Origin of the sequence: Streptomyces sp. SID12488, from assembly GCF_010548275.1 — a bacterium.
Classification (GTDB): Bacteria; Actinomycetota; Actinomycetes; order Streptomycetales; family Streptomycetaceae; genus Streptomyces.
On the sequence record NZ_JAAGLT010000031.1, the window covers coordinates 89,884 to 116,115 of the forward strand.

At 69.6% G+C, this 26,232-nt stretch carries 23 protein-coding genes, 3 tRNA genes and 2 pseudogenes; 13 read left to right on the forward strand and 15 right to left on the reverse strand.

What is annotated here, in order from left to right:
- Positions 1 to 278: 278 nt before the first annotated feature.
- A complete protein-coding gene (locus tag G3I56_RS34575; RefSeq protein ID WP_164416024.1) occupies positions 279 to 1,130 on the reverse strand; it encodes a hypothetical protein in 852 nt (283 codons plus the stop codon).
- A gap of 242 nt (positions 1,131 to 1,372) precedes the next feature.
- Between G3I56_RS34575 and G3I56_RS34580 the strand changes: the two genes are divergently transcribed.
- Together G3I56_RS34580 and G3I56_RS34585 are read left to right on the forward strand one after the other, a co-directional pair.
- A complete protein-coding gene (locus tag G3I56_RS34580; RefSeq protein WP_164416026.1) occupies positions 1,373 to 2,473 on the forward strand; it encodes a Glu/Leu/Phe/Val dehydrogenase dimerization domain-containing protein in 1,101 nt (366 codons plus the stop codon).
- Positions 2,474 to 2,761: 288 nt separating this feature from the next.
- Positions 2,762 to 3,028 carry a DUF3073 domain-containing protein gene (locus G3I56_RS34585; protein ID WP_164320396.1) on the forward strand — a complete coding sequence of 89 codons (267 nt, stop codon included), beginning with the start codon at positions 2,762 to 2,764 and terminating at the stop codon, positions 3,026 to 3,028.
- Positions 3,029 to 3,269: 241 nt separating this feature from the next.
- Here the strand turns inward: G3I56_RS34585 and purM are convergent, their stop codons facing one another.
- The 6 genes from purM to G3I56_RS34615 all read right to left on the reverse strand — a co-directional run bounded on the left by purM (position 3,270) and on the right by G3I56_RS34615 (position 8,999).
- Positions 3,270 to 4,349: a phosphoribosylformylglycinamidine cyclo-ligase gene (purM, locus tag G3I56_RS34590; protein WP_164416028.1), complete on the reverse strand. Its 1,080-nt coding sequence runs from the start codon at positions 4,347 to 4,349 to the stop codon at positions 3,270 to 3,272.
- A 52-nt stretch (positions 4,350 to 4,401) separates the two neighbouring features.
- Entirely contained in the window at positions 4,402 to 5,931 is a 1,530-nt protein-coding gene (purF, locus tag G3I56_RS34595; RefSeq protein WP_164416030.1) for an amidophosphoribosyltransferase, read from the reverse strand.
- Between the two features lie 94 nt (positions 5,932 to 6,025).
- Complete coding sequence (locus G3I56_RS34600; RefSeq protein WP_239135282.1) at positions 6,026 to 6,976, reverse strand: META domain-containing protein; 951 nt, start codon at positions 6,974 to 6,976, stop codon at positions 6,026 to 6,028.
- A 53-nt stretch (positions 6,977 to 7,029) separates the two neighbouring features.
- A complete protein-coding gene (locus G3I56_RS34605) occupies positions 7,030 to 7,842 on the reverse strand; it encodes a maleylpyruvate isomerase family mycothiol-dependent enzyme (RefSeq protein WP_164416032.1) in 813 nt (270 codons plus the stop codon).
- Between the two features lie 9 nt (positions 7,843 to 7,851).
- The gene (locus tag G3I56_RS34610) at positions 7,852 to 8,061 is read right to left on the reverse strand and encodes a DUF397 domain-containing protein (protein WP_164416034.1); all 210 of its coding nucleotides are present in this window, start codon (positions 8,059 to 8,061) and stop codon (positions 7,852 to 7,854) included.
- A complete protein-coding gene (locus G3I56_RS34615; protein WP_239135290.1) occupies positions 8,058 to 8,999 on the reverse strand; it encodes a helix-turn-helix transcriptional regulator in 942 nt (313 codons plus the stop codon). Before G3I56_RS34615 ends, G3I56_RS34610 begins: the two co-directional genes overlap by 4 nt.
- 167 nt (positions 9,000 to 9,166) lie before the next feature.
- Here G3I56_RS34615 and G3I56_RS34620 point away from each other — a divergent pair, with 167 nt between their 5' ends.
- The 3 genes from G3I56_RS34620 to G3I56_RS34630 are packed head-to-tail and all read left to right on the forward strand — an operon-like array spanning position 9,167 to position 10,232.
- Entirely contained in the window at positions 9,167 to 9,400 is a 234-nt protein-coding gene (locus G3I56_RS34620) for a hypothetical protein (RefSeq protein ID WP_164416036.1), read from the forward strand.
- Entirely contained in the window at positions 9,397 to 9,651 is a 255-nt protein-coding gene (locus G3I56_RS34625) for a hypothetical protein (protein ID WP_164416038.1), read from the forward strand. Before G3I56_RS34620 ends, G3I56_RS34625 begins: the two co-directional genes overlap by 4 nt.
- On the forward strand, positions 9,648 to 10,232 hold the full coding sequence (locus G3I56_RS34630) for a Uma2 family endonuclease (protein WP_164416040.1): 585 nt from the start codon (positions 9,648 to 9,650) through the stop codon (positions 10,230 to 10,232). Before G3I56_RS34625 ends, G3I56_RS34630 begins: the two co-directional genes overlap by 4 nt.
- Before the next feature lie 81 nt (positions 10,233 to 10,313).
- Here the strand turns inward: G3I56_RS34630 and purL are convergent, their stop codons facing one another.
- Genes purL through purS form a run of 3 tightly spaced genes read right to left on the reverse strand, consistent with a single transcriptional unit; the run spans position 10,314 to position 13,509 of the window.
- Positions 10,314 to 12,572 (reverse strand): phosphoribosylformylglycinamidine synthase subunit PurL, encoded by a 2,259-nt coding sequence (gene purL, locus G3I56_RS34635; RefSeq protein WP_164416042.1) that lies wholly within the window; start codon positions 12,570 to 12,572, stop codon positions 10,314 to 10,316.
- Entirely contained in the window at positions 12,569 to 13,249 is a 681-nt protein-coding gene (purQ, locus tag G3I56_RS34640; protein ID WP_164416044.1) for a phosphoribosylformylglycinamidine synthase subunit PurQ, read from the reverse strand. Before purQ ends, purL begins: the two co-directional genes overlap by 4 nt.
- The gene (purS, locus tag G3I56_RS34645; RefSeq protein WP_006377276.1) at positions 13,246 to 13,509 is read right to left on the reverse strand and encodes a phosphoribosylformylglycinamidine synthase subunit PurS; all 264 of its coding nucleotides are present in this window, start codon (positions 13,507 to 13,509) and stop codon (positions 13,246 to 13,248) included. The genes purQ and purS overlap by 4 nt, the downstream gene beginning before the upstream one ends.
- Before the next feature lie 360 nt (positions 13,510 to 13,869).
- Between purS and G3I56_RS34650 the strand changes: the two genes are divergently transcribed.
- The 8 genes and pseudogenes from G3I56_RS34650 to G3I56_RS34685 all read left to right on the forward strand — a co-directional run bounded on the left by G3I56_RS34650 (position 13,870) and on the right by G3I56_RS34685 (position 19,047).
- The gene (locus tag G3I56_RS34650; protein WP_164320414.1) at positions 13,870 to 14,187 is read left to right on the forward strand and encodes an Lsr2 family protein; all 318 of its coding nucleotides are present in this window, start codon (positions 13,870 to 13,872) and stop codon (positions 14,185 to 14,187) included.
- Positions 14,188 to 14,340: 153 nt separating this feature from the next.
- Positions 14,341 to 14,412, forward strand: a tRNA-Gly gene (locus G3I56_RS34655).
- An 80-nt stretch (positions 14,413 to 14,492) separates the two neighbouring features.
- Positions 14,493 to 14,568, forward strand: a tRNA-Gly gene (locus tag G3I56_RS34660).
- 153 nt (positions 14,569 to 14,721) lie between these two features.
- A complete protein-coding gene (locus tag G3I56_RS34665; RefSeq protein ID WP_164416046.1) occupies positions 14,722 to 15,711 on the forward strand; it encodes an ABC transporter ATP-binding protein in 990 nt (329 codons plus the stop codon).
- The gene (locus G3I56_RS34670; RefSeq protein ID WP_203691329.1) at positions 15,708 to 16,517 is read left to right on the forward strand and encodes an ABC transporter permease; all 810 of its coding nucleotides are present in this window, start codon (positions 15,708 to 15,710) and stop codon (positions 16,515 to 16,517) included. Before G3I56_RS34665 ends, G3I56_RS34670 begins: the two co-directional genes overlap by 4 nt.
- Before the next feature lie 38 nt (positions 16,518 to 16,555).
- A pseudogene (locus G3I56_RS34675) lies at positions 16,556 to 17,767 on the forward strand (histidine kinase); the annotation flags it as partial.
- Positions 17,768 to 18,297: 530 nt separating this feature from the next.
- Entirely contained in the window at positions 18,298 to 18,909 is a 612-nt protein-coding gene (locus G3I56_RS34680; RefSeq protein ID WP_164416048.1) for a response regulator transcription factor, read from the forward strand.
- A 62-nt stretch (positions 18,910 to 18,971) separates the two neighbouring features.
- Positions 18,972 to 19,047, forward strand: a tRNA-Gly gene (locus G3I56_RS34685).
- Positions 19,048 to 19,103: 56 nt separating this feature from the next.
- Here the strand turns inward: G3I56_RS34685 and G3I56_RS34690 are convergent.
- The 5 genes and pseudogenes from G3I56_RS34690 to G3I56_RS34710 form a co-directional block, all read right to left on the reverse strand.
- Entirely contained in the window at positions 19,104 to 20,015 is a 912-nt protein-coding gene (locus G3I56_RS34690) for a phosphoribosylaminoimidazolesuccinocarboxamide synthase (protein ID WP_164416050.1), read from the reverse strand.
- 97 nt (positions 20,016 to 20,112) lie between these two features.
- A complete protein-coding gene (locus tag G3I56_RS34695) occupies positions 20,113 to 21,651 on the reverse strand; it encodes a N,N-dimethylformamidase beta subunit family domain-containing protein (protein WP_164416052.1) in 1,539 nt (512 codons plus the stop codon).
- Between the two features lie 207 nt (positions 21,652 to 21,858).
- A complete protein-coding gene (locus tag G3I56_RS34700; RefSeq protein WP_203691371.1) occupies positions 21,859 to 23,697 on the reverse strand; it encodes a hypothetical protein in 1,839 nt (612 codons plus the stop codon).
- 424 nt (positions 23,698 to 24,121) lie between these two features.
- Complete coding sequence (gene purD / locus G3I56_RS34705) at positions 24,122 to 25,375, reverse strand: phosphoribosylamine--glycine ligase (RefSeq protein ID WP_164416056.1); 1,254 nt, start codon at positions 25,373 to 25,375, stop codon at positions 24,122 to 24,124.
- Between the two features lie 123 nt (positions 25,376 to 25,498).
- Positions 25,499 to 26,232 (reverse strand): annotated as a pseudogene (locus G3I56_RS34710) (DNA polymerase III subunit gamma and tau); the annotation flags it as partial.

The following is a 26,232-nucleotide window of genomic DNA, read 5'->3' on the forward strand; positions in this document are numbered from 1 at the left end:
GATCAGTCACAGTGGCATGCAGGAGTCACGAGACCCCCCATAGCGTGCAATGCTGAGATTCCACCCATAGCTGGGCAGATAGAGCCTCCCCCGGACTCCTTGTCCTATTTTGGCACGAGGAGGGGCAAGGGACGCAAGCCACCTGTACGTGCGGTCCGTCACGCTTGACACAAACGCCCGGATCGGGACCTACGTCCCACGGCAGCTCCAAGAGCGTCCCACAAAATTGGAACTCACGTTCCAGGGAGTCCTTTTTTGACGAACTGTCAGTTAAACCGTCAGTTCGCCGAGCGCCGGTCCCGCACCGCGCGCCACCGCTCCATGAGCCGCGCGTACGCCTCCCCGGCCGCCTCGCCGTCCCCGTCGCGCAGCGCCTCGATCCCCGCGGCCACGTCCGCGGCCGAGTGGTCGCCTGCCAGATCACCGGCCGGCAGCACATGCACCAGCCCGCCGTAGTCCAGCTCGACCAGTGACCGCGGGTGGAACTCCTCCAGCCAGCGCCCCACGTCCAGCAGCCCGTCGATCAGCGGCCCCTCGTCGAGGGTGTCCCGCAGGGTCCGCAGCCCGCGCGCCACACGCCGCCGCGCCTGCACCATCGGCGTCCGGTAGCGCAGCACGGGCGCCGCGCCCCCATCGGCTCCCGAGCCCTTGTCGTACTCGCGCTCCTCGTCGGTGACGAGCACGAACCAGTCCAGCGGCACCTCCCAGGTCGCCGTCCGGATCCAGGGGCGGGCGTCCGGATTCCGGGACAGCCAGCGCTCGTAGTCCTGGGCGGCCTGGTGGCGTACGAGGGGCGGCAGGACGGCGTCCAGGACCGGGACGGGCAGTTCCTCCCCCAGCGCGCCCAGCGCCTGCCAGCCGCGCAGCCGGGTGCGCCAGGGACAGACGTACAGCACACCCCCGGCCTCGGCCACGAACGCGTCGGCGCTCTCCTGCACCGGCACGGCGACCGGCGGGGTCGGCAGCAAGTCGGCCAGGGAGCGCCGCAGTTCGTCCTGGTACGAGGGCCGGTCGGGCCGTCGGGCGTAGCGCGCCCAGTGGCTTCGCTCCGGCTCCGGGAAGGCCGCCAGCGGCTCGTAGACACGCAAGTAGGACGCGTACGGGACGATCACCGCGGACACCTTGGGCACGCCTGCTCCCTCCCCCCTGGACGACCAGGAAAACCCGTACAACCAGCGGAACCGGCACACAGCAGCACGGGAAAATTATGCAAACCGTCGTACGGTCCCACATCACCGGTGGGTGATCCTTGGCACTGCGGGGACGGTTGGCATACGCGGGCCGGGGAGGAGCTTTACTCTCATGCCCACGGAGGCCCGCCACCCGTACGGGCTCCGGCCCCGACCGCCGCTACTTCCCTGGAGTCACCACAGTGACCGACGTAACCGGCGCGCCTGCTGATGTACTGCACACCCTGTTCCACTCGGAGCAGGGGGGTCATGAGCAAGTCGTGCTCTGCCAGGACCGGGCCACCGGTCTCAAGGCCGTGATCGCCATCCACTCCACCGCCCTGGGCCCCGCGCTCGGCGGTACGCGCTTCTACCCGTACGCGAGCGAGGCGGAGGCCGTCGCCGACGCGCTGAACCTCGCGCGCGGGATGTCGTACAAGAACGCCATGGCCGGTCTCGACCACGGCGGCGGCAAAGCCGTCATCATCGGCGACCCCGACATCGTCAAGAGCGAGGAACTCCTCCTCGCGTACGGCCGGTTCGTGGCCTCGCTCGGCGGGCGGTACGTCACCGCGTGCGACGTCGGTACGTATGTGGCCGACATGGACGTGGTCGCGCGCGAGTGCCGCTGGACGACCGGACGGTCCCCGGAGAACGGCGGCGCCGGCGACTCGTCGGTCCTGACCGCCTTCGGCGTCTACCAGGGCATGCGGGCGAGCGCCCAGCACCTGTGGGGCGACCCGTCGCTGCGCGGACGCCTGGTCGGCGTCGCGGGCGTCGGCAAGGTCGGGCACCACCTGGTGCGGCATCTGCGCGAGGACGGCGCCGAGGTCGTGATCACGGACGTACGGGAGGACGCTGTAAGTCGGATTCTGGCCACGCACCCGGACGGCGGGGTCACGGCCGTCGCCGACACCGCCGCGCTGATCCGGACCGAGGGACTGGACATCTACGCGCCCTGCGCGCTGGGCGGAGCGCTCAGCGACGCGACCCTGCCCGTGCTGACCGCCAAGGTGGTGTGCGGGGCGGCCAACAACCAGCTCTCGCACCCGGGCGTCGAGAAGGACCTCGCGGACCGCGGGATCCTCTACGCGCCCGACTACGTCGTGAACGCCGGTGGCGTGATCCAGGTGGCCGACGAGCTGCACGGGTTCGACTTCGAGCGGTGCAAGGCGAAGGCCGCGAAGATCTACGACACCACGCTGGCCATATTCGCACGTGCGAAGGAAGACGGTATTCCGCCGGCCGCCGCGGCCGACCGGATCGCCGAGCAGCGCATGGCGGAGGCCCGCCGGAGCCGGTAGTCCGAGGCAGCGCGGAGGTACCTGTCGGCGGGGTGTTGGAGAGAACTCTCACCCCCGTCGGCGGGTCGGCCGCCAAGAAGTGGTTAAAATCGGGGTTGACCAGCAAGGACAGGGCACCTCGCGGGTTCTGGGCACGGGCACGTCCTGCGGGCGACGTACCGTATGGGCGCGGGCTCAGGTACCGTGGAGGCCCTACGGACCGGTCTCTCCACGGAGAGCCCGTTCCAGAACATGAACGGGTGTCAAGACTCTGGGGCCACCGAGCCCCGTATCCGAGGGGGTCGAGCCATGGGGCGCGGCCGGGCAAAGGCCAAGCAGACGAAGGTCGCCCGCCAGCTGAAGTACAGCAGCGGCGGGACTGACCTCTCGCGTCTGGCCAATGAGCTGGGCGCTTCGACTTCGAGCCAGCCGCCGAATGGCGAGCCGTTCGAGGACGACGACGAGGAAGAAGACGACCCGTACGCCCAGTACGCGGATCGGTACAACGACGACGATGAGGACGAGGACGATCAGTCCTCAGGTTCCGCGTCGTCGCAACAACGCCGTGGGGCTTGACGTCTTACGTCTGCTGCGGCGCGCTGAACAGGTTGCACGTTTCCTGTAGGGCATCAGCTGCACCTCACCCGGTCGGGCGGTCAAACGCCGGACCGGGTTTCGTGCGTTGCCGTTCCACTTGGGTTGGGCGGGGGCGCCTAGTAGCTCGGGGGCTGGTGTTGTTTGGCGGGTGCGGGTGCGTTGTGGCTGGTCGCGCCGTTCCCCGCGCCCCTCGGCGGCGGCTGCGCCCGCCGCCTTGCCGTCAGGCTCGGGTGTAGTCGCCTACCAGCTCCGCGCCTGTCGCGTGGTTGGCGCGGTCGGTGATCTCGCCGGCCACCCAGGCGTCTACGCCTCGGTCCGCCAGGGTGGCGAGGGCCACGTCCGCCGAGTCCTCCGGGACGATCGCGATCATGCCGACGCCCATGTTCAGCGTCTTCTCCAGCTCCAGGCGTTCGACGGAACCCGTCTTCCCGACGAGGTCGAAGACCGGGTCCGGGGTCCAGGTGGAGCGGTCGACGATCGCGTGCAGGCTGTCCGGAATCACCCGGGCCAGGTTGGCGGCCAGCCCGCCACCGGTGACGTGCGAGTAGGCGTGCACGTCGGTGGTGCGGGTGAGGGCCAGGCAGTCCAGCGAGTAGATCTTGGTGGGGACGAGGAGTTCCTCGCCGAGGGTGCGCCCGAACTCCTCGATGTGCTTGTCCAGGGCCAGTCCGCCCTGCTTCAGGAGCACATGCCGCACGAGCGAGTACCCGTTCGAGTGAAGCCCGGAGGACGCCATGGCGATCACCGCGTCACCCGTACGGATACGATCCGCGCCGAGCAGCCGGTCGGCCTCCACGACGCCCGTACCGGCGCCGGCGACATCGAAGTCGTCCGGACCGAGCAGACCCGGGTGTTCGGCCGTCTCGCCGCCGACCAGAGCGCATCCGGCCAGCACGCAGCCCTCGGCGATGCCCTTGACGATCGCGGCGACACGCTCGGGGTGGACCTTGCCGACGCAGATGTAGTCGGTCATGAACAGCGGTTCGGCGCCGCACACCACGATGTCGTCCATGACCATGGCGACCAGGTCGTGGCCGATGGTGTCGTACACGCCGAGCTGCCGGGCGATGTCGACCTTCGTGCCGACGCCGTCGGTCGCGGAGGCGAGCAGCGGGCGCTCGAAGCGCTTGAGGGCGGAGGCGTCGAAGAGGCCGGCGAACCCGCCGAGGCCGCCGAGGACCTCGGGGCGCTGCGTCTTCTTCACCCACTCCTTCATCAGCTCGACGGCGCGGTCGCCCGCTTCGATGTCGACGCCGGCGGCCGCGTAGGAAGCGCCGGAAGCGCCAGTGGTCTCAGACATGAGGGTGAGAACTTTCGTGTCGTACTGCTCGTGGAGCAGGTTTTACGGCTGCTTACGGGCGACGGATCGCGTCGGCCGCGGCCGTGGCGGCGGGCCCTGCGGCCAGCTCGGTCTCCAGGAGCTGCTTGCCGAGCAGTTCGGGGTCCGGGAGGTCCATCGGGTACTCACCGTCGAAGCAGGCCCGGCACAGGTTCGGCTTGGCGATGGTGGTCGCCTCGATCATGCCGTCGAGGGAGATGTACGAGAGGGAGTCGGCGCCGAGCGAGGTGCCGATCTCGTCGATGGTCATGCCGTTGGCGATGAGCTCCGCGCGGGTGGCGAAATCTATGCCGAAGAAGCAGGGCCACTTGACGGGAGGCGAGGAGATCCGGATGTGGACCTCCGCCGCGCCGGCCTCCCGCAGCATGCGCACGAGCGCCCGCTGGGTGTTGCCGCGCACGATCGAGTCGTCGACGACGACCAGCCGCTTGCCCTTGATGACTTCCTTCAGCGGGTTCAGCTTCAGCCGGATACCGAGCTGCCGGATCGTCTGGGAGGGCTGGATGAACGTACGTCCGACATAGGCGTTCTTGACGAGTCCGGCCCCGAACGGGATTCCGGAAGCCTCGGCGTAGCCGATGGCGGCCGGGGTGCCGGATTCCGGAGTCGCTATCACCAGGTCGGCCTCGACGGGCGCTTCTTTGGCGAGTTTCCGACCCATCTCGACGCGCGAGAGGTACACGTTCCGGCCGGCGATGTCGGTGTCCGGGCGGGCCAGGTACACGTACTCGAAGATGCAGCCCTTGGGCTTCGCTTCCGCGAATCGTGACGTACGCAGACCGTTCTCGTCGATGGCGACGAACTCGCCCGGCTCGATCTCGCGCACATAGGCGGCGCCGCAGATGTCGAGGGCGGCGGACTCGGAGGCGACGACCCAGCCGCGCTCCAGCCGGCCCAGGACCAGGGGGCGGATGCCCTGCGGGTCACGGGCGGCGTACAGCGTGTGCTCGTCCATGAAGACGAGGGAGAAGGCGCCCTGGACCAGCGGAAGGATCCGCGCGGAGGCGTCCTCGATGGTCAGCGGGTTGCCGTCGTCGTCGGTCTGGGCGGCCAGGAGGGCCGTCAGCAGATCGGTGTCGTTGGTCGCCGCGACGCGCGGAGTGCGCCCGTCGTGCTGCTTGGGCAGGTCGGCGACCATCTCGGCGAGCTGCGCCGTGTTGACGAGGTTGCCGTTGTGGCCGAGGGCGATCGAGCCGTGGCCGGTCGCGCGGAAGGTCGGCTGGGCGTTCTCCCAGGTGGAGGCGCCAGTGGTCGAGTAGCGGGCGTGACCGACCGCGATATGACCCTTGAGCGCGCCGAGCGAGGTCTCGTCGAAGACCTGGGAGACAAGGCCCATGTCCTTGAAGACGAGGATCTTGGAGCCGTTGCTGACCGCGATACCCGCGGATTCCTGGCCTCGATGCTGTAGGGCGTAGAGCCCGAAGTAAGTGAGCTTGGCGACCTCTTCGCCGGGGGCCCAGACCCCGAAGACGCCGCAAGCGTCCTGAGGGCCTTTCTCGCCGGGGAGCAGATCATGACTGAGTCGACCGTCACCACGTGGCACGGCACCGAGTGTAGGCGAGATCGACCACTGGTCCGAATTAGGGAACGCGACTGTGACGTGCGGGCACCGTGGGGCGGTGGACTGCGGTAAAGGCTCAATCGGCGACGTTCGCGCTGACGGTCGTCCCGTTTGCGCTGGTCAGGGACAGGGAGCGGTGATCGATCCTGTACGCCGTCTTGCCGTCGAAGATCTTCAGCAGCTTCTTCTCGACCTCCATGAGTGAGCCGTCGCACATCCTTCGGGTGGTCGCCGGGCTGCCGAAAGTGATATCGCCGTTGCTGACTGTCGCCTCAGCGGAAACGTTGTTGCAACCGGCCTTGCCGCTGACGGTCCCCTTCTTCTGGTCGAAGACGAGGTAGGCGTCGGCGCCGGAGGGGAGAGGCGTGACGGCAGCACTGTCGGAGCCACTGTCTGCGCTGTTGTCACTGTCGCTACCGCTGCCGCTGTCGGTGGCACCGAGTGTCGTGATCGTCCACTTGGTGCCGTAGAGGGAGGCTGCCTTCTCTTCGGTGAGGTGAATGATCTCGCCGGTTTCGGTGGTGAGGGTGAGCTTTCGCGCGCTGTCGCCCTTGGTACCGACGGCGGCGTCGGCCTTGGCGGTGAGGGTGCCGTCGGTGAGTGCCTTGGAGAGGTTGCTCTCGAAGGTCATCCGATCACTCTGGCACCCCATGTCGGTCGAGCGCGCCTGACCGAGGTCGATGTCGTCGCCGTCGACCGTAGCGGTGGCTCCGAAGCCGTTGCAACCATAGTTGCCGCTGACCTCGCCATCCTTGTCAATCTTCAGGAAGGCGCCGGCGGGGGCCGCGCTCTTCTTACCGTCAACGGTGAGGTCGTCGATGCTCCAGTGGACGCCGGTGACCTCCGATGTTCCGGACGCCGTCCCTGTCCCGACGGTCTGGCTGCCGCCACCGCCCTTCTCGCTGCCGCACGCCACGGCGAGGGGGAGCAGGGCCAGGGTCAGGATGCTGAGGCTGACGCTCGTCAGTTGCTGCTTTTTCATGCCGGTGAGACGGAAGGGGCGGGTGGGCGGTTCCCGTCCGGCCATCACTTGTGCCTTCGCTGCGCCTTCGCCGTGCTGTCGTCGTACGGAGGCTGCCGTCAGGCCATGAGGGGCAGGAGCCCGCCGAGGTCTGCGCGTTCGCCGCTCGCGCTGACCTGTGCGTTGCCGAGGGCGTCGGCCCACTGGACCCGGCCGGTGGCCAGGCGGATCCAGGTCAGCGGGTCGGTCTCGACGACGTTGGGCGGGGTGCCACGGGTGTGCCTCGGGCCCTCGACGCACTGCACCACGGCGTACGGCGGGATACGGACCTCCGTCGAACCGCCGGGGGCCTTGGCGGCGAGGGTGTCGGCGAGGAGTCGGGTGCAGGTGGCCAGCGCCTGCCTGTCGTACGGGATGTCCAGGCCCGGGACGGCGGCGTTCAGGTCGTCGGTGTGGACGACCAGTTCGACGGTGCGGGTCACCAGGTAGTCGGTGAGGGTGACGGCGCCCACCCGCACCGCGAGGACACGGGTGTCCGCGACGCCTGTGAGGCGTTCGGTGAGGCGTTCCTCGGTGCGGGCGAGGAGGGCGTTGAGGTCGGGGGTGCGCTCGGCGAGGTCGCGGCTGCTCTCCGCGATGGCATCGGCGAAGAGTGCGGTGACAGAGGTGTAGTCGAGGACGCCGATCTCGGCTTTCGCCGGCTCGTCCCGGTCGAGGGCGAGGCTGATGCTGCCGAGGGCCATCGTGACGTGGGCGACCAGATCACGAACGGTCCAGCCGCCCAGGCGGGTGGGGAGGGCGAGTTGGTCGGAGGTGAGGGTTCGGACGGCGGTGCGGATGTTGGCGTATTGGGTGAGGACCGCGGTGCGGGTCTTGGCGGGGTCGTAGGTGCGGGTACGGGTGCGGGCGTTCGGCTTTTTGGCTGGGGGCATGGGGGCGAGTCAGCTCCGTACGTGGTCCAGCAACGCCACGAAGGCTTCTGGGGGGAGGAGGAGGGCGGGACCCTCCGGGAACTTGGAGTCACGGAGGGCTACGTGGGCCGAGGTGAGGGTGGCTATCTCGACGCAACTCCCACCCGCGTCACTGCTGTAGGAGGACTTGAACCAGGCCGATTCCAGGTCAAGTTCACAGACATCTCGGCGGGCGCTCATCTCTGTTCCATCTCTCGTGCTAGTTGTTCCAGAAACCCTGGAGTCTCCCTTGGCGCGGACGCCCCAGCTGCCATGGCCTCGAACCTGCGGGCGTAGCGCCAGAGTTCCGTGTCCTTGTCCGTCAGACTCACCGTGTCCAGGGTGTCGATGCTGACCACGCGCGGCAGCGGCGGATCGAACTCCATGAGGATGAAGTTGTCCGCAGCCCGGTAGACCGGCTGGGACATCGGCAGGATCTGCACGGTCACATGATCCAGTGCGGCAAGTTCCGCAAGGTGTACGTATTGCTCCCGCATGGTCTCCGAGCCACCGTAGACACGCCGCACTGCCGCCTCTTCGAGGATCGCGTGTACCTCGACGGGCCGCTCGCTGCGCAGAATGGCTTCCTTGCGCCGCATGCGGATCTCAACGTTCCGTTCGACAAACTCGGTTGTCCGCTCGTCGATCGGCTTGGCGATTTCGAACTGTGCCCGCGCATACGCCTCGGTCTGGAAGAGCCCGAACATCCTGTCCGGTTGGTAGACCCGGAGGATCTTGGCGTCGCCCTCCAGCCCCACGCTCATGCCGAACCCCGAAGGCATCAGGCTCCTGTACGGCGACCACCAGCCCCGGTGCAGCGAGTTCTTGTGGATCTCCAACAGGAACTCCACGTCGTCCGGGTCCGTGACCCCGTACCGGTCGAGGAGTTCCTTGAGGTCCTGGACCTTGGGCAGGCCGGTCAGCCCATTCTCGACGCGGTATAGCTTCGACTCCGTGAAGCCGAGTCCCCTCACCGCCTGCGCCAACGTCATGCCAGTGCCGTCACCGTCATCCCGAAGTGCGTTCTGCCGCAGCCTCCGCAGCTCCTGACCGAGTTGCATCCGCCGGATCGTCGGCCCTGTCTTCGTTGCCACCGTGCCCGCTCCCTCTGCGGTCATGCCCGCCAACAGTACGTCCATGCCTGCCACTTGACGCCCTGTGCCCAATAAGTCACGGGGCGTGCACCGAGTGTGGCAGCCCATGCTCACCTTGCGCAGCCACATGCCAGGTTTCCGGCACTTGCCAATTCTCGTGGAATTTCTACGTTCGATTGCCTCAGAGCTGGAGCGAAGGAACCGTTGTCCCCATGACCACTCCTCCAGTCACCGGTCCCTTCCTCGTGGGCGACCGAGTTCGCGGCACCACCTACGTCCCGCCCGACTCCCGCAAGCGCGAGGCGCCCGAGCGTTTCGAGGGCGTCGTCGTGCAGGTCGGCTCGGGGTACCCGAAGGTCGACGCCGAGGGTGACTTCCTCTGGGTGCGGCTCGCCGACTGCACCGAGCGTCAGTCACTCGTGGCCGACACGGAGCCGAGCCCGTGACCGGCGTCGAGGTGGACCCCCGCTGCGACATCTGCAAGGTCGGCCGCGCCCCGTTCCTGCGCTACGGCACCCTCGAGAACACCGGCCGCATGTGCTCGGAGTGCCTGCACCGGACCCGCCTGTGCGCCATCTGCCAACAGCCCACCAGCACCCCGCTGGTCGCACTCCCCACGGTCGACCAGGGGACGGGGCCGGGCCGGACCTCGTACGCGTGCTTGGACTGCACGGACCAGAAGGCCATGGGAACGTGACTGCCATGGCCGAGCGCACGCCCGAGATGTTGGTGAACGAGTTCGAAACGATCGCCTCCGGCGCCCCCGAGACCGTGACGTTGGAGTTCATCGGTGGACGCATCGGCGTCAAGAGAACGCCCGACGGGGACCGCAGCACCATCATCGCCTGGCTGGCCCGGCGCTGTATGCGGTCCAGGCCCGACCTGGACCTGTACCAGGGGACGGGGCTCCAGGTGGAGACGTACCGCGAGGGCAGGGCACGACCGGACGCCGTACTCGCACCCGAAGCCCACTTCGCCGGGCACGGCGACTGGGCCGACCCGGACGGGGCACTCCTGGTCGTCGAGGTCACCTCGTACGACTCGGACACCGACCGCCGGGACAGGCACGAGAAGCCGGCCGCTTACGGCCAGTCCGGCATCCCCCTGTACCTCCTGATCGACCGAGACTCCTGCACCATCACGGTGCACAGCTCCCCGGACCGCAAGGTCGGGGGCTACCGCGACATCCGCACGGCGAAGTTCGGCGAGAAGGTGCTCCTCCCCGACCCGATCGGCATCGAGCTCGACACGGAGATCCTCAAGAACTACGTGCGGTGAGCAGAAGAGGTCCCGCCCGAGCCCGGATGGGACCTCAACCTCGACCTCGTACAGCCGAAGGCGACTGGACGGACTGGACGACTACGCCAACAGCGCCGGAATCGTCGCCTCGTGCGCTTCGCGCAGTTCCGCGAGCGTCAGGGTGAACTCGCCCTGGAGCTCGATGGAGTCGCCGTCGACGACGCCGATCCGCGTCACCGGCAGCCCGCGCGCCCCGCACATGTCGTTGAAGCGCAGCTCCTCCGAGCGCGGAACCGCGACCACCGCACGGCCCGCCGACTCCGAGAACAGGAGGGTGAAGGCGTCGATCCCGTCCGGTACGACCAGACGCGCGCCCTTCCCGCCCTGCAGCGCCGACTCGACGACCGCCTGGATCAGGCCGCCGTCCGACAGGTCGTGCGCGGAGTCGATCATGCCGTCGCGGGAGGCGGAGATCAGGATCTCGGCCAGGAGACGCTCCCGCTCCAGGTCGACCTTGGGCGGCAGGCCACCCAGGTGGTCGTGCACGACCTGTGACCACGCCGAGCCGCTGAACTCCTCACGCGTGTCCCCGAGGAGGTACAGCAGCTGACCCTCCTCCTGGAACGCGACCGGCGTGCGTCGTGCCACGTCGTCGATTACGCCCAGGACCGCCACTACCGGCGTCGGGTGGATGGCGACGTCGCCGGTCTGGTTGTAGAGGGAGACGTTGCCGCCGGTCACCGGGGTGCCCAACTGCTGGCAGGCGTCGGCGAGTCCACGTACCGCCTCCGCGAACTGCCACATCACCGCCGGGTCTTCGGGCGAACCGAAGTTCAGGCAGTCGGAGACGGCCAAGGGCTTCGCGCCCGTCGTCGCCACGTTTCGATACGCCTCCGACAGCGCCAACTGCGCGCCCGCGTACGGGTCGAGCTTGGCGAAACGGCCGTTGCCGTCCGTCGCGATGGCGACACCGAGGCCGGTCGTCTCGTCGATGCGGATCATCCCGGAGTCCTCGGGCTGCGCCAACACCGTGTTGCCCTGCACGAAGTGGTCGTACTGGGAGGTGATCCAGGACTTGGAAGCCTGGTTGGGGGAGGAGACCAGCGCCACGACCTGCGCCTTCAGCTCCTCCGAAGTCCCGGGCCGGGCAAGCTTGTTGGCGTCGTCCGCCTGGAGGGCGTCCTGCCAGTCCGGGCGGGCGTAGGGGCGCTCGTAGACCGGGCCGTCGTGCGCGACCGTACGCGGGTCGACGTCGACGATCTTGCCGCCGTGCCAGAAGATCTCGAGGCGGTCGCCGTCGGTGACCTCACCGATCACCGTGGCGATGACATCCCACTTGTCGCAGATGGCCAGGAACCGGTCGACCTTCTCCGGCTCGACCACCGCGCACATGCGCTCCTGCGACTCGCTCATGAGGATTTCCTCGGGCGAGAGCGTCGAGTCGCGGAGGGGTACGTCGTCCAGGGTGACGCGCATGCCGCCGGAGCCGTTCGACGCCAGCTCGCTCGTGGCGCACGACAGGCCCGCCGCGCCCAGGTCCTGGATGCCGACGACCAGCTTCTCCTTGAAGGCTTCCAGGGTGCACTCGATGAGCAGCTTCTCCTGGAAGGGGTCACCGACCTGCACGGCAGGGCGCTTGGAGGGCTTCGCGTCGTCGAAGGTCTCAGAGGCGAGGATCGACGCGCCGCCGATGCCGTCGCCGCCCGTACGAGCCCCGTACAGGATGACCTTGTTGCCCGGGCCCGACGCCTTCGCCAGGTGGATGTCCTCGTGCCGCATGACACCGATCGCACCGGCGTTGACCAGCGGGTTCCCCTGGTAGCAGGCGTCGAAGACGACCTCGCCACCGATGTTCGGCAGGCCCAGACAGTTGCCGTAGCCGCCGATGCCCGCGACGACGCCCGGGAGGACGCGCTTGGTGTCGGGGTGGTCCGCAGCGCCGAAGCGCAGGGGGTCCACGACCGCTACCGGCCTGGCGCCCATCGCGATGATGTCGCGCACGATGCCGCCGACGCCCGTGGCCGCGCCCTGGTAGGGCTCCACGTAGGACGGGTGGTTGTGCGACTCGACCTTGAAGGTGACCGCGTAGCCCTGGCCGACGTCGACCACGCCCGCGTTCTCGCCGATACCCACGAGCAGGGCGTCGGAGTGCGGGGCCTTCTCGCCGAACTGGCGGAGGTGGACTTTGGAGGACTTGTAGGAGCAGTGCTCGGACCACATGACCGAGTACATGGCCAGCTCGGCGCCGGTCGGACGGCGGCCGAGGATCTCGACGACCTTCTCGTACTCGTCTTTCTTCATGCCGAGTTCGGCCCAGGGCAGCTCGACGTCGGGGGTCTCGGCCGCGTGCTCGACCGTGTCCAGAGGCGTCCGGCTCATACGTTGACCAGCTTCTTGAGGATCGAGGTGAAGAAGGGGAGGCCGTCGGTACGACCGCTGCCGATCAGCGGCTCCACCGCGTGCTCGGGGTGCGGCATGAGGCCCACGACGTTCCCGGCGGCGTTGCTGATGCCCGCGATGTCGCGGAGCGAGCCGTTCGGGTTGAAGTCTCGGTACCGGAACACGACCCGGCCCTCCGCCTCCAGCTCGTCGAGCGTGTGCTCGTCGGCGACGTACCGGCCGTCCATGTTCTTCAGCGGGATGTGGATCTCCTGGCCGGCCTCGTAGTCGACGGTCCAGGCCGTGTCCGCGTTCTCCACCCGCAGCTTCTGGTCGCGGCAGATGAAGTGGAGGTGGTTGTTGCCGAGCATCGCGCCCGGCAGGAGGTGCGCCTCGGTGAGAATCTGGAAGCCGTTGCAGATGCCGAGGACCGGCATGCCCGACTTCGCCTGTTCGATGACCGACTCCATCACCGGCGAGAAACGCGAGATGGCACCCGCGCGCAGATAGTCGCCGTACGAGAATCCGCCGGGCAGAACAACCGCGTCGACCTGCCCCAGATCCTTGTCCTTGTGCCAGAGAGCTACCGGCTCGGCACCCGCGAGGCGGATCGCGCGCTGGGTGTCCCGGTCGTCCAGGGAACCCGGAAAGGTGACGACTCCAATACGAGCAGTCACTTCTCTTCCCCCACCATCTCCTCCACCTTCACGGTGAAGTCCTCGATCACGGTGTTGGCGAGGAAGGATTCCGCAAGATCATGGATGCGGGCGAGCGCGGCGTCGTCCACCGGTCCGTCAACTTCCAGTTCGAATCGCTTTCCCTGACGTACGTCGGAGACGCCCTCGAAACCGAGACGCGGCAGTGCACGCTGCACCGCCTGGCCCTGGGGGTCGAGGATCTCCGGCTTGAGCATGACGTCGACTACGACGCGTGCCACTGGCACTCCCGGTGTGTGGTGCTGAGCAGGTCGCTTCAGACTACCCGTACAAAATTTCTACGCGGGTAGATTCGTAGGAATCTACGGAAACACAGGAGGGCGGCATCACGATCCGGTATCGGAGCGGTGCCATACCGAAAAATTCTGGGAAAGATCCGGGTTCGCATCCAGGATGTCTATTGCGGGGGAGACACGCGGACAGATTTAGTCGGTCTTCCCATTGCAATGCCGGGCACTGTACAAAGGAAAAGGCATTAGCCGATACTTTGCCCAATAACAGTCGGACAACCGAGATCTCCCGACACCTCCCGACGTCTTCGCACGTCGCAGCTGAGGTGTCGCACGAAGGGACCGATATTCGTGGCTCAGCGTGTCGTGGTCACACTCTCAGACGACATCGACGGCTCGGAAGCGGCGGAAACCATCGCCTTCGGACTCGACGGCAAGTCGTACGAGATCGACCTGAATCTAACCAATGCCAAGAAACTGCGTAAGGCCCTGGAGCCGTACGTGGAGGCCGGCCGCAAGCGGTCGCGCTCCGGCAAGGCGTACAAGCAGACGGAGGTCGCCCCCGACCCCTCGGCGGTCCGGGCCTGGGCCCTCGCCAACAAGTTCGACGTACCGAGCCGCGGGCGCATCCCCAAGAAGGTGTACGAGGCCTTCACCGCTGCCCAGTAGTCGCCCAGCAGCGGCTGAGCAGTACCTCCGCAGCACCCCTGCGGTCCTCCAGGAGCCCCTCGGCGCAACCGACTTGCGTTGCCCCCCTGCTGATCAGCTAGAGTTCGGAGCACGCCGAGGGGCGAGGCCGAAAGGCCCGGCTCACGGAGGCTTGCGGGTGTAGTTCAGTAGCAGAACATCCCCCTTCCAGGGGGAAGGCGCAGTGTGCAATTCCTGTCACCCGCTCTGCAGCGCCGGTCTGACCACTCTTGTGGATCAGGTAGGCTGGTGCTCGCGCCAGTCGGTGAAAGCCGACTGGAGGCAATGCGGACGTAGCTCAGTTGGTAGAGCGCAACCTTGCCAAGGTTGAGGTCGCCAGTTCGAACCTGGTCGTCCGCTCCAGATCAAGACCCCGGTCCATTGGACCGGGGTCTTCTTCGTGTTGGCCTTTCACAGGCATCACGGGTTCGGCTGCTACGGGCGTCTGACATTTGTCATGTGGGGTGATGACACCTCGCACTGCCTTCCCCACCTCCCCGCCGGGATGCTGAAGGTATGGAAACCAACGAACACGAACACGTGATTGAGGTCACTGACCTGCGGCGTGTGTACGGGGGCGGGTTCGAGGCGGTGCGCGGGGTGTCCTTCTCCGTGGGCCGCGGGGAGGTCTTCGCCCTGCTGGGCACGAACGGCGCGGGCAAGACGTCGACCGTCGAGCTGCTGGAGGGGCTGGCGCCGCCGGCCGGGGGGCGGGTCCGGGTGCTGGGCCATGATCCGTACACCGAGCGGGCCCTCGTACGGCCGCGCACCGGCGTGATGCTCCAGGAGGGCGGCTTCCCGTCCGAGCTGACCGTCGGCGAGACCGCGCGGATGTGGGCCGGGTGCACGAGCGGGGCGCGGCCCGAGGGGGAGGCGCTCGCGCTCGTCGGACTGGAGCGGCGGACCGACGTACGCGTGAAGCAGCTGTCCGGGGGTGAGCGGCGGCGCCTCGACCTCGCGCTCGCGCTCCTCGGCAACCCGGAGGTGCTGTTCCTCGACGAACCGACGACCGGTCTCGACGCCGAAGGGCGCCGGGCCACCTGGGAGTTGGTACGGGAGCTGCGCGCCGGCGGTACGACCGTGCTGCTCACCACGCACTACCTGGAGGAGGCCGAGGATCTCGCCGACCGGCTCGCCATCCTCCACGAGGGGCGCATCGCCGCCGCCGGTACGCCCGCCGAGGTGACCGCCTCGCAGCCGGCCCGGATCTCCTTCGAGCTGCCCGCCGGGTACTTCGTGGGCGACCTGCCGCCGCTCGGCCCGCTCGGCCCGCTCGGCGTGAGCGGGTACGAGGAGGAGGGACGCGTCATACGGCTGCGGACCCATGAACTCCAGCGTGCGGCAACGCGGTTGCTGGTGTGGGCCGAGGAGGCCGGGGTCACGCTGCGGGGGCTGGACGTGCGGTCGGCCTCGCTGGAGGAGGCGTTTCTGCGGATCGCGCGGGAGGCGTCGGCAGGCGTGGAGAGTTCCGCTGGTTCCGCTGTCGCCGGGGAGCGTGTCGCATGAGTGGTACGAGTGGGGTTGCCCGTACCGGTATCGGTACCGGTCGTACGACTCCCGCCGAGCGGATGCGGGCCCTGGCCCGGGCCGAGGCGACGTTGTTCCTGCGCAACAAGGGCACGCTCGTCGCCGCCCTGTTCGTGCCGCTGGTGCTGCCGTTCAGTGTGCGGTCCGCCATGTCCGATACGGACCTGACAGACGTCGGGCTCAATATCGGCACGCTCATCCTGCCCGCCTCCGTCGGTTTCTCGCTGCTCTTCGCCGTGTACGCGGCCCTCGTGGGTGTCTTCGTCGCCCGGCGCGAGGAACTCGTCCTCAAGCGGCTGCGCACCGGTGAGCTGCGCGACGTGGAGATACTCACCGGGTCGGCGCTCCCGGCGGTCGCGACAGGCCTCGTACAGTGCCTGCTGCTGGCCGTCGGCTGTACCGTCCTGCTCGATCTCGACGCGCCGCCGGCTCCCCAACTCGCCGTGATCGGGCTGCTGTTGGGCCTGCTGACGGCTGTGGCGCTGGCCGCTCTCACCGCCAGCTTCAGCCGGACCACCGAGAGCGCGCAGGTCACCTCGCTGCCGCTGATGCTCCTCTCGTTCATCGGCTCCGGGATCACCGTCCCTCTGGAGATGCTGCCCGACCGGCTCGCCTCGTTCTGCGAGTTCCTCCCGCTGACGCCCGCGATCACCCTCGTACGCGGCGCCTGGACCGGTGACCTGTCGGCGTACGAGGCCCTGGGCGCCGTACTGACCGGCCTGGCCTGGACCGTCCTGTCGGTGTTTGCTGTACGACGGTGGTTCCGCTGGGAACCGCGGCGGTAATGGGCGGCAGCGGACGTAGTGGACAGGGGATCAGGAAAATGCGCAGGCCCGGGAGCTGGTGGGGGCGCAAGAGCACGCCGGCGAAGGTGGAGACGTACACGCGCTGGTCGTTTCATCTGTTCCCCTTCGTCGAGGTCACCGCGATCGGACTGCCCGTTTTCGGGCTGGTGGGGGCAGGGCTCGCGCCCTGGCTGTTCCTGCTGGTGTGCGCGCACGCCGTGCTCTGCGGGGTGACCGCGTCCCGGGCACTGGACTGGATCCGGGGGAGCCGGGAACAGCCGCTGCGGCTGCTGGCCGTACTCGGTGCGGTGACTGCGACGATCGGGGTCGCGGCTCTCGTCCTGGCCACTCACGGGCCGGGCGGCGAGGACACGGAGACCGCCGCCGGCAGCCTGTTCGGCGGGGTGGTCGCCTTCGGCGTCGGCACCCTCACGCTCGGCCTGCGCAGCAGACTGCGGATGCTGTGGCTGGTGGCCGGGATGGCCGCGGGCTCGGTTGCCGTGGCCATCCCGCTGGGCCTCCCGGTGGCCGCGGCCCTCGGCACGGGGCTGGCCGTACTGCTCGGCGCCGGGTTCGTCACGCTCACGTTCGCCTTCTCCGTCTGGCTGCTCAAAGCCGTGTACGAACTCGATGGGGCCCGCGAGACCCGGGCCCGGCTCGCCGTCGCCGAGGAACGGCTGCGGTTCGGGCGCGATCTGCACGACGTGATGGGACGGAACCTGGCGGTGATCGCCCTCAAGAGCGAACTGGCCGTGCAACTCGCCCGGCGCGAACGGCCCGAGGCCGTCGACCAGATGATCGAGGTGCAGCGCATCGCGCGGGAGTCGCAGCGGGAGGTACGGGATGTCGTACGGGGGTACCGCGAGGCCGACCTCGGTACGGAACTCCTGGGCGCGCAAGGGGTGTTGACCGCTGCGGGGATCACTTGCGAGGTGACCGGTGAAGCGGTCGGACTGCCGGGTGAGGTGCAGTCGGCGCTCGGGTGGGTGGTCCGGGAGGCGACGACCAACGTGCTGCGGCACGGGGATGCCGGTTGGTGCGGGGTGAGGGTCCGGGTCGGTGACGGGCTGGTGGTGCTGACCGTGGAGAACGACGGGGTACGGCAGGAGGCCGGCGAGGGCACGGGGGCGGGGTCCGGGCTCGCCGGGCTGCGGGAACGGTTGTCGGCCGTCGACGGGCGGCTGGAGGCCGGGGTCGTGGGTGAGCGTGAGGAGCGGTTCCGGGTGGTCGCGACGGTGCCGCTGCCTGCGGGGGGAGGGGTGGGGTTCGGGGCGAGGTCCAGGTCGGGGTCCGGGTCCGGGTTGGTGTCAGGCGCGGGGTTCGGTTCGGGGGCGGAGGTAGGTCCGGGTCCCGGTGCGGGGGTAAGCGCGCGTTCGGATTCGGGGGCAGGTCCGGGTCGCGGTTCGGGGTCGGAGGTAGGTCCGGGTCCCGGTGCGGGGGTAGGCGCGCGTTCGGATTCGGGGGCAGGTCCGGGTCGCGGTTCGGGGTCGGAGGTAGGTCCGGGTCCCGGTGCGGGGGTAGGCGCGCGTTCGGGTTCGAGTCCCAGTGCGGGCCCGGGTCCGGGTTCGGGGGCAGGTCCGGGTCCCGGGTCAAGGTCGGAGGCAGGCGCGGGTCCCGGTGCGGGGGCAAGTCCGGGTTCGGGGTCAGGTCCGAGTTCGGGTGCCGGCGCGGGGTCGGGGTCAGGCCCGAGTTCGGGGTCGAGGTCGAGGTCGGAGTCAGGGGCAAGCGCGGGTCCCGGTGTGGGGGCAATCTCGGGGTTCGTTGTGGATGAGGTGACCTCATGAGCGCGGTACGGCTGCTGCTCGCCGATGACGAGCACCTCATCCGGGGTGCGCTGGCCGCGCTGCTCGGTCTGGAGGACGATCTCGCGGTCGTCGCCGAGGCCGCCACCGGGCCCGAGGCGCTGGCCATGGCCCTGGCGCACCGGCCCGACGTCGCGGTGCTCGACCTTGAGATGCCGGGCGCGGACGGTGTGAAGGTCGCCACATCACTGCGGGCCGAACTGCCGGAGTGCCGGGTGCTGATCGTGACCAGCCACGGCCGGCCCGGACATCTGAAGCGGGCACTTGAGGCAGGTGTGCGCGGATTCGTCCCCAAGACGGTCAGCGCCCAGCGGCTCGCCGAGATCATCCGTACCGTGCACGCCGGAAACCGTTACGTCGACCCCGAGTTGGCCGCCGACGCGATCTCCGCCGGAGACTCGCCGCTGACCGCGCGCGAGGCCGAGGTGCTCGAACTCGCCGCCGACGGCGCGCCGGTCGCGGAGATCGCCCAACGGGCCGCGCTGTCACAGGGGACCGTACGGAACTATCTGTCGTCGGCCGTCTCGAAACTCGGGGCGGAGAACCGGCATGCGGCTGTACGGCTCGCGCGGCTTCGGGGTTGGGTATAGTTGCTCTCGCGCCACGGCACGTATGACATGCACTGCATGTACGACACGTTCTGGGACGCGATGCGGACGTAGCTCAGTTGGTAGAGCGCAACCTTGCCAAGGTTGAGGTCGCCAGTTCGAACCTGGTCGTCCGCTCCAGATCAAGACCCCGGTCCACTGGACCGGGGTCTTTTTCGTGTGGTGCGCCGGGCCGGCTATGTCCAGCTCAGGCCCGTCAGACGCTCGTACGCCTCGATGTACTTCGCGCGGGTCGCGTCCGTGACGTGCTGCGGGAGCGGCGGCGGGGGCTGCTCGCTGGCACGGACCCAGCCGGACTCCGACGACGTGAGCCAGTCCCGTACGAACTGCTTGTCGAACGAGGGCTGCGCGTGGCCCGGCTCCCACTGGTCGGCCGGCCAGAAGCGGGACGAGTCCGGGGTGAGGACCTCGTCGGCGAGGATCAGGGTCTCGCCGGCTGCCGTGCTCTCGTAGCCGAACTCGAACTTCGTGTCCGCGAGGATGATGCCCCGGTCACGGGCGATGTCCCGGGCCCGGGAGTAGACGGCCAGGGTCGCCTGGCGGAGCTGGGCGGCGGACTCGGCGCCGACCTGGCGGGCGACCTCCTCGTACGACACGTTCTCGTCGTGGGCGCCGACCGCGGCCTTCGTGGCCGGGGTGAAGATCGGCGCGGGGAGCTCGGAGCCGTCGGTGAGCCCCTCGGGGAGGGCCAGGCCGCAGACCGTACGGGAGTCGTTGTACTCGGTGAGGCCGGAGCCGGTGAGGTAGCCGCGGGCCACGCACTCCACCGGCATCATGCGCAGGGACTTGCAGATCAGGGTGCGGCCCGCCCAGTCGGCGGGGGCGCCCGGCGGGAGTTCGGTGCTCAGGACGTGGTTGGGGGCCAGGTCGGCGAGCTGGTCGAACCACCAGAGCGAGAGCTGGGTCAGGACGCGGCCCTTGTCGGGGATCTCCGTCCGCAGCACCCAGTCGAAGGCGGAGATGCGGTCGCTGGCGACCATCACGAGGTCGCCCGCCTCGTTCTGGTACAGGTCGCGCACCTTGCCGGTGTGCAGATGCACCAGACCCGGAACCTGAAGGGGCTCGGGCTTTTCTACGAATCCGGACACGGTTCCTCCCCGTGGTGATGACCAAGTGGCTCGATTCTCCCGTATGCGGAGCACTCGTTTTCGCCGGGGGCAGGAGGAGGGCAGCGAGAAAGGCCGCTCAGTCCCGTTTGCAGATGCGGTCCAGGAGGTTCGCGGTGGCCCGCTGGACCCGGGCGTCCACATGGCCGGGGCGGTCCAGGGACGGGGACCAGGCGAACGTTCCGGACGCGAAGACCAGGGCGCCCGAGGGCGATCGGTAGAGGGAGGTCTCCTGGTGACGGAGGGCGCCTTCGCTGTCGGCGTACGGGGAGTGGGCGAGGAGGATGCGGTCGTCGTGCTCAGGGAGCTGGGTGCGCGGGAAGTAGCGGTCGGCCTCGCCGGCCACCATGCCGTCGATCTCGTCACCGTCGTGGGCGCCGGTCGCCTCCCAGATCCAGTGGTCGGCGTTGCGGACGACCAGGGGGGTGGGCTCGGGGACGCGGCCCGCGTACTGGATGCCGATCAACTGCTGCTCGGGGCGGTCGATTTCGCGCCACAGGGCCGGTTTTCCGGGGCCTCGGCGCTTTCGGCAGGTGAGGAGACGGTCCGGAACGCCGGACGGCGAAGCCGCCAGCTCCACCTGCCAGTACATGGTGTTGGCGGAGAGGAAGACCAGGGACGTACCGCTCTCGCGGGCGAGTTCGGTGGTGCGGCGCATCGCCGTGGACCAGTACTCGTCGTGGCCCGGGAAGACCAGGCCCCGGTAGCGGGTGGGGTCGACGCGGCCCGCGTGCAGATCGCGGGAGTCCGCGTAGGCGACGTCGTAGCCGTAGCGCTCGGCGAAGCGGATGAAGTCGTAGGCGTGGCCCACGTGGAGGGGGAGGCCGGCGCCGGCGTACGGGCGGTCGAAGGAGACGGTGGTCGCGGCGTCGGCCTCGCCGAGGAGCCGGCCGCGCTCGTCCCACGCGTGGTAGAGGCTCGCGCCGGTTCGGCCGTCCTCCGGGTAGAGGTTGTACGCCTGCCAGGTGATGTCCGGCAGGAGGAGCAGCAGGTCCGCCGGGTGGTTGTCGCGAACCGTGAAGGGGATGTGGGAGCGGTAGCCGTCGACGGTCGTGAGGACGGCGACGTACGCCCCGACGTTCCAGTACGACGGGATCTGCAGCCGCCAGGAGAGCCACCAGTGGTGGCAGGAGACCGTGCGGTCGGCGGTGAGCGGCGGGGGCTGGACGATGCCGGAGAGGCGGGGGCTGGTGGTGATCTTCGCGGCGCCGTCACCGCCGTAGTGGCCGATGCGGTAGATGTCCACGGCGAACTCCTGCGGCGGGTCGACCGTGATGTGGAAGTCGATCGCCTCGCCGGGGGAGGCGGGGCCGGTGGAGGCGAACCCCTTGATCTGACGGCGCACGTCGTCGGCGGCACGGGGGCCGCCGGTGGTGTTGGGCGCGGTGCGGGAGGTGCGGGGGGCGGGGATTCTGGTGTCCCTCGTGCGTGTGGTGGCGGTCGGCGTGGCTGTGGCGGCCGGGTCCAACGGGTCCACGTACCAGGGGACGACGTGGCCGGTGTCGTCGAAGTAGGTCTCGCTGCCTCGGAGCCAGGGAACGGGGCCCAGACCGAAGGGGTCCGTGACGGCGTGCGCGAGTGCTCCGGACTCCCAGCGGCGGATCGGCTGCGGCCCCATGACTGCGTCCTTCCCTGGCTCCCCCGGAAACTGTCCTATGTCCCGTGCGATTGCCATGTGCGCGATCGGTCCCAGCACATCACATTACGCACGCACTCCGTCACCATTCGTCGCTGATTGACCAGAAGTGGAAGGGAGGGTTCCGACCGGTTTTCCGCCTCCGGCACGGGCACTCTGGGGGGCCGCGCCCCCGAGGATTCCTCCGCGTCACACCAGGCGTACGGGCTTCTCCGGGCGTACGCCTGTCGTGCGGAGCCACGCGTCCAGGGGGGCCGGGTCGCCTGTTTCTATGAGGGTCAGGACCTTTGGGCCCAGGTCGGCCGCCCGCTCGCCGTTCAGGAGGAGCGAAGGGCCGTCGAGCCAGTCCAGGCCGGGCGCCGCCCCCGCCGTGTCCATCGCCGCACAGCACACCATCGCGGTGACGTGATCGGCGAGCAGTTCGCGACTCGTGCGCGGCGGCTGCAACGGGAACAGCGGCAGCGAGCCCTCGTCCCAGAGGGCCGTGTCCGGGCCCTGGCCGGTCAGCCCCGCCGGGGTCTGCTGTCCACCCACAGGCGCCGCCGCCTCCTCGCGGGCGACCTCCACACTCAGCCCGGCGGCGAGAGCCGCACCGCGCTCGCTTCCCACCCGCTCGTCGTCGCCGTCTCCACCCCCGTACTCGGCCGCGTACTCGTCCTTCGCCGTCTCTGCTGCCTCTTCTGCCTCTTCTGCCTCTGTCGTTGCCGCTGCGGGGGGCTGTGGGGTTGTCAGGTGGTTCATCACGCGGGACAGGGTGGGGGCGTCGGGGTTCTGGCGTGCGGCTGCGGAGGCGCGGTGGACGCCCCGTGCGTCCAGGGCGTCCAGGACCCGGTGGAGGCGTGCCGCGTCCATGCGCCACTTTCGGTCGACCACCTCCTCCGGGTACTCCTGCCAGTCCACCGGCGCCCAGTCCGGGCCGGGCTCGGCCGGGCCGCCGTGGAAGAGGCGGGCGGCCAGCAGTGAGGCCGCCTCGTCGACCAGGCCGGGCTCTTCGAGGAGGTCACAGGCCGGACGTTCACCGAGCCGGGAGGTGAAGCCCTCGGCCAGCCGGTCACGGCGGGACAGTTCCGTGAGCGCCGCGACGACGCCCGCGTCCAGCCGGGCCGGCCAGCGGCCCATCCGCCAGGCGGGGAGCGCGACCCGGGTCAGCAGCCGGTCCCAGCCCGCGTACGCCAGGCCGACCTGCTCCTGCGCGACGATCCGCAGCCCGTAGTCCACAGCCTGTGCGCGCTCGGCGGCGGCTGCCGCGACCCCGCGTTCCATCTCGGCCGCGTGCACCCGGCAGCCGCGCAGCAGCAGCCTCGCCACCCAGCCGACGCCCACGAGCGCCGCACGGGACACGGGGTCGCGCCGGTGCGCCGCGGCCACGGCCACGGCCGCGTCGAGGCCCCGTACGAAGCGCCGCGCCGCCGCGATGTCCGGGTTCGCCGACGGTCCCGTACCCGCGACGACCGGGGCGAGGACCGCGCGCAGCTCGGCGACGCGCATCCACCACAGGAACGGCGAGCCGATCACCAGGACGGGCGATGCCGTCGCCGCTGCTCGCCGGCGCTGTCCCTGGAAGACGGGGCGCAGACCTCGTACGCCCGATATCTCGTCCCGGCCCTCCGGCGGGGGCGGGGCGTTGGCGGGGTGGGTGCGGTCCTCCAGCCAGCTGTCGCAGTCCGGGGTGAGCGCTATCGCGGAGGGGGCGGGGACGCCGAGGCGATCGGCCAGGTCGCGCACCAGGTGGTAGAGGTCCAGGGCCGATTCCTCGGCGATCGGGACCGTGGGGCTCATGGCCGGGCGGGCGCGGGCGACGATCAGGGCGACGACGGCCGCGGCGAGGAGTACGACCAGTGCGGCGACGCTCGTGATCCAGCGGGCGAGGTGCCAGGTGCCGCCCACGAGGTGGCCGGTGGAGCCGCCGGCCAGCAGCACGACGGCGACGGCCGCGGGCAGCAGGGCGACGGCCAGGGCCCTGCTGCGGATGCGCAGCACGGCGAGGGCCCGGGAACGCGCGACCTGCGCGCCCGCCTCCACACCCATACCGGTCACGACCGGACGTCACCCCCTACCTTTTCCGCTCTGACCCTGACGTTGCTCACTCCCCCACTGTGGCACCCGCCACTGACATCGCAATGCCGGTGGGCCAAGTGCCGGAACGCTTGCGCCGCACCATAGTTGGGGGCCCGGTCCTCGTCAGCCGGTTGGGGGATCGGTCACCCGATGGAATGGCTTTGGGGAGAGGTGGATGACACACAGCGACGACGAAGTGGCATTTGGGAGGGGTCCAGGAGTGGCCTGGGAGCGGCCTGGAAGACCTTCGGACGCGCTGCGAAGACTCTCGGGCCCCGCATCCTTAGACGGATCCGGGGCCCGAGAGGTTCATCGACGTGTATCGGTACTACTCGTCCATCGGTAACTCGCGTGTCGGTACTACTCGCGTGTCGCTACTACTCGCGTGTTGGTACTACTCCCCTGCCGCCGCCTTCGCCGCGATGTCCGTGCGGTGCTGGGCGCCGTCCAGGTGGATGCGGCCGAGGGCGGTGTACGCGCGGTCGCGGGCCTGGCTCAGGTTCTCGCCGGTCGCTGTCACGGAGAGCACCCGGCCGCCCGCGCTGACGACCGCGTCGCCGTCGCGCTTCGTACCGGCGTGCAGGACGTACGCGTGCGGGGCGTCCTCGGCGGCCACGTCGGCGAGACCGGTGATCGGGTCGCCGGTGCGCGGGGTGCCGGGGTAGTTGTGCGAGGCGATGACCACGGTGACCGCCGCGTCGTCACTCCAGCGCAGGGGCTCCAGGTCGGCGAGGGTGCCGTTTGCCGCCGCGAGCAGGATGCCGGCCAGCGGGGTCTTCAGACGGGCCAGGACCACCTGGGTCTCCGGGTCGCCGAAGCGGGCGTTGAACTCGATCACACGGACGCCGCGCGAGGTGATCGCGAGGCCCGCGTAGAGGAGGCCGGAGAAGGGGGTGCCGCGGCGGCGCAGTTCGTCGACCGTCGGCTGCAGGACGGTCTGGAGGACCTCCTCGACCAGCTTCGGGTCGGCCCAGGGGAGCGGCGAGTAGGCGCCCATGCCGCCCGTGTTCGGGCCCTCGTCGTCGTCCAGCGCGCGCTTGAAGTCCTGGGCGGGCTGGAGCGGGAGGACCGTCACACCGTCGGTGATCGCGAAGAGGGAGACCTCGGGGCCGTCGAGGAACTCCTCGATGACGACACGGTCGCAGGAGTTCGCGTGTGCGGCGGCTTCTTCGAGGTCGGCGGTGACCACCACGCCCTTGCCGGCCGCGAGTCCGTCGTCCTTCACGACGTACGGAGCACCGAAGGCGTCGAGGGCCTCGTCGACCTCCTCAGGCGTCGTGCAGACGTACGACCGGGCCGTGGGGACACCGGCTCCCGCCATGATGTCCTTCGCGAAGGCCTTGGAACCCTCCAACTGCGCGGCCTCCCCGGAGGGACCGAAGACCGGGATGCCCGCCTCGCGCACGGCGTCGGCGACCCCGGCGACGAGCGGCGCCTCCGGCCCTACGACGACCAGGCCGGCGCCCAGCTCCAGGGCCAGCGCCGCTACGGCTCTGCCGTCGAGGGGGTCGACCTGGCGCAGCTCGGCGACCTCGGCGATGCCGGCGTTGCCGGGGGCGCAGTACAGCGCGGTGACGTCGGGGTCGAGGGACAGGGAGCGGCACAGGGCGTGTTCGCGGGCGCCGTTACCGATGAGGAGGACCTTCACGGGGGTCAGCTTAGTGGTCGGGGTGGGGAGCGCCTGCCGGTGCTGGTGGGGGCCTCGCCGGGGGCTTGTCCTCAAGCTCCTCCAGAGGAGGACCCCCGGACGGGCTGGATGCGCTCCCCTCGCCTACTCGTTGTTCGAGACCTCCTCCACCACCGTCGCCCCCAGCTCACGCACGATCAGTTCGTGGCCGGAGAGGGCGGACTCGTCGAGGTCGAGGTCGTCGTCCTCGGCGGTGTCGTCCTCGGGGGCGACGTGCGGGGGTTCCGGGGCCGAGCGCTGCGGTACCGGGGCGGAGGCCTGGGGACGGGGGGCGCCCGATGCCGACGCGGGCGCGGACGTGGGAGCTGACGCCGGGGGCGCGGCCTGCTGGTGGGAGGCCGACGTCGATGCGCCACCGCCGTAGCCACCTCCGCTTCCAGCTCCGCCTCCGTGACCACCGGGGGAACCGCCTCCGCCGTAGCCACCGGTCGCCGGGGCCGCCGGGCCGCCGCCCGTCGGGTCGACGATCGCCTCGATCCGCCACTGGACGCTGAACTGTTCCGCCAGCGCCTGCTTCAGCACTTCCTCGCTGCCGCTGCTGGAGAAGTTGTCCCGCGCGCCCGCGTTCATGAAGCCCAGTTGGAGTGTGGTGCCGTCGAAGCCGCTGACCTGGGCGTTCTGGCTGAGCAGGATCCAGGTGAATCGGCGGCGGTTCTTCACCGACTCCAGGATGTTCGGCCACAGCATGCGGGGATCGAGGCCGCCGGGCACGGGAGCGCCGGCCTGCGCGGCGGGAGCCTGGGCGGCCGGTGCCTGCGGCTGAGCCTGGGAATAGGCCGCTGCCGGCGCGGGTGCGGCGGGGCCGGGGCCGGGGCCGG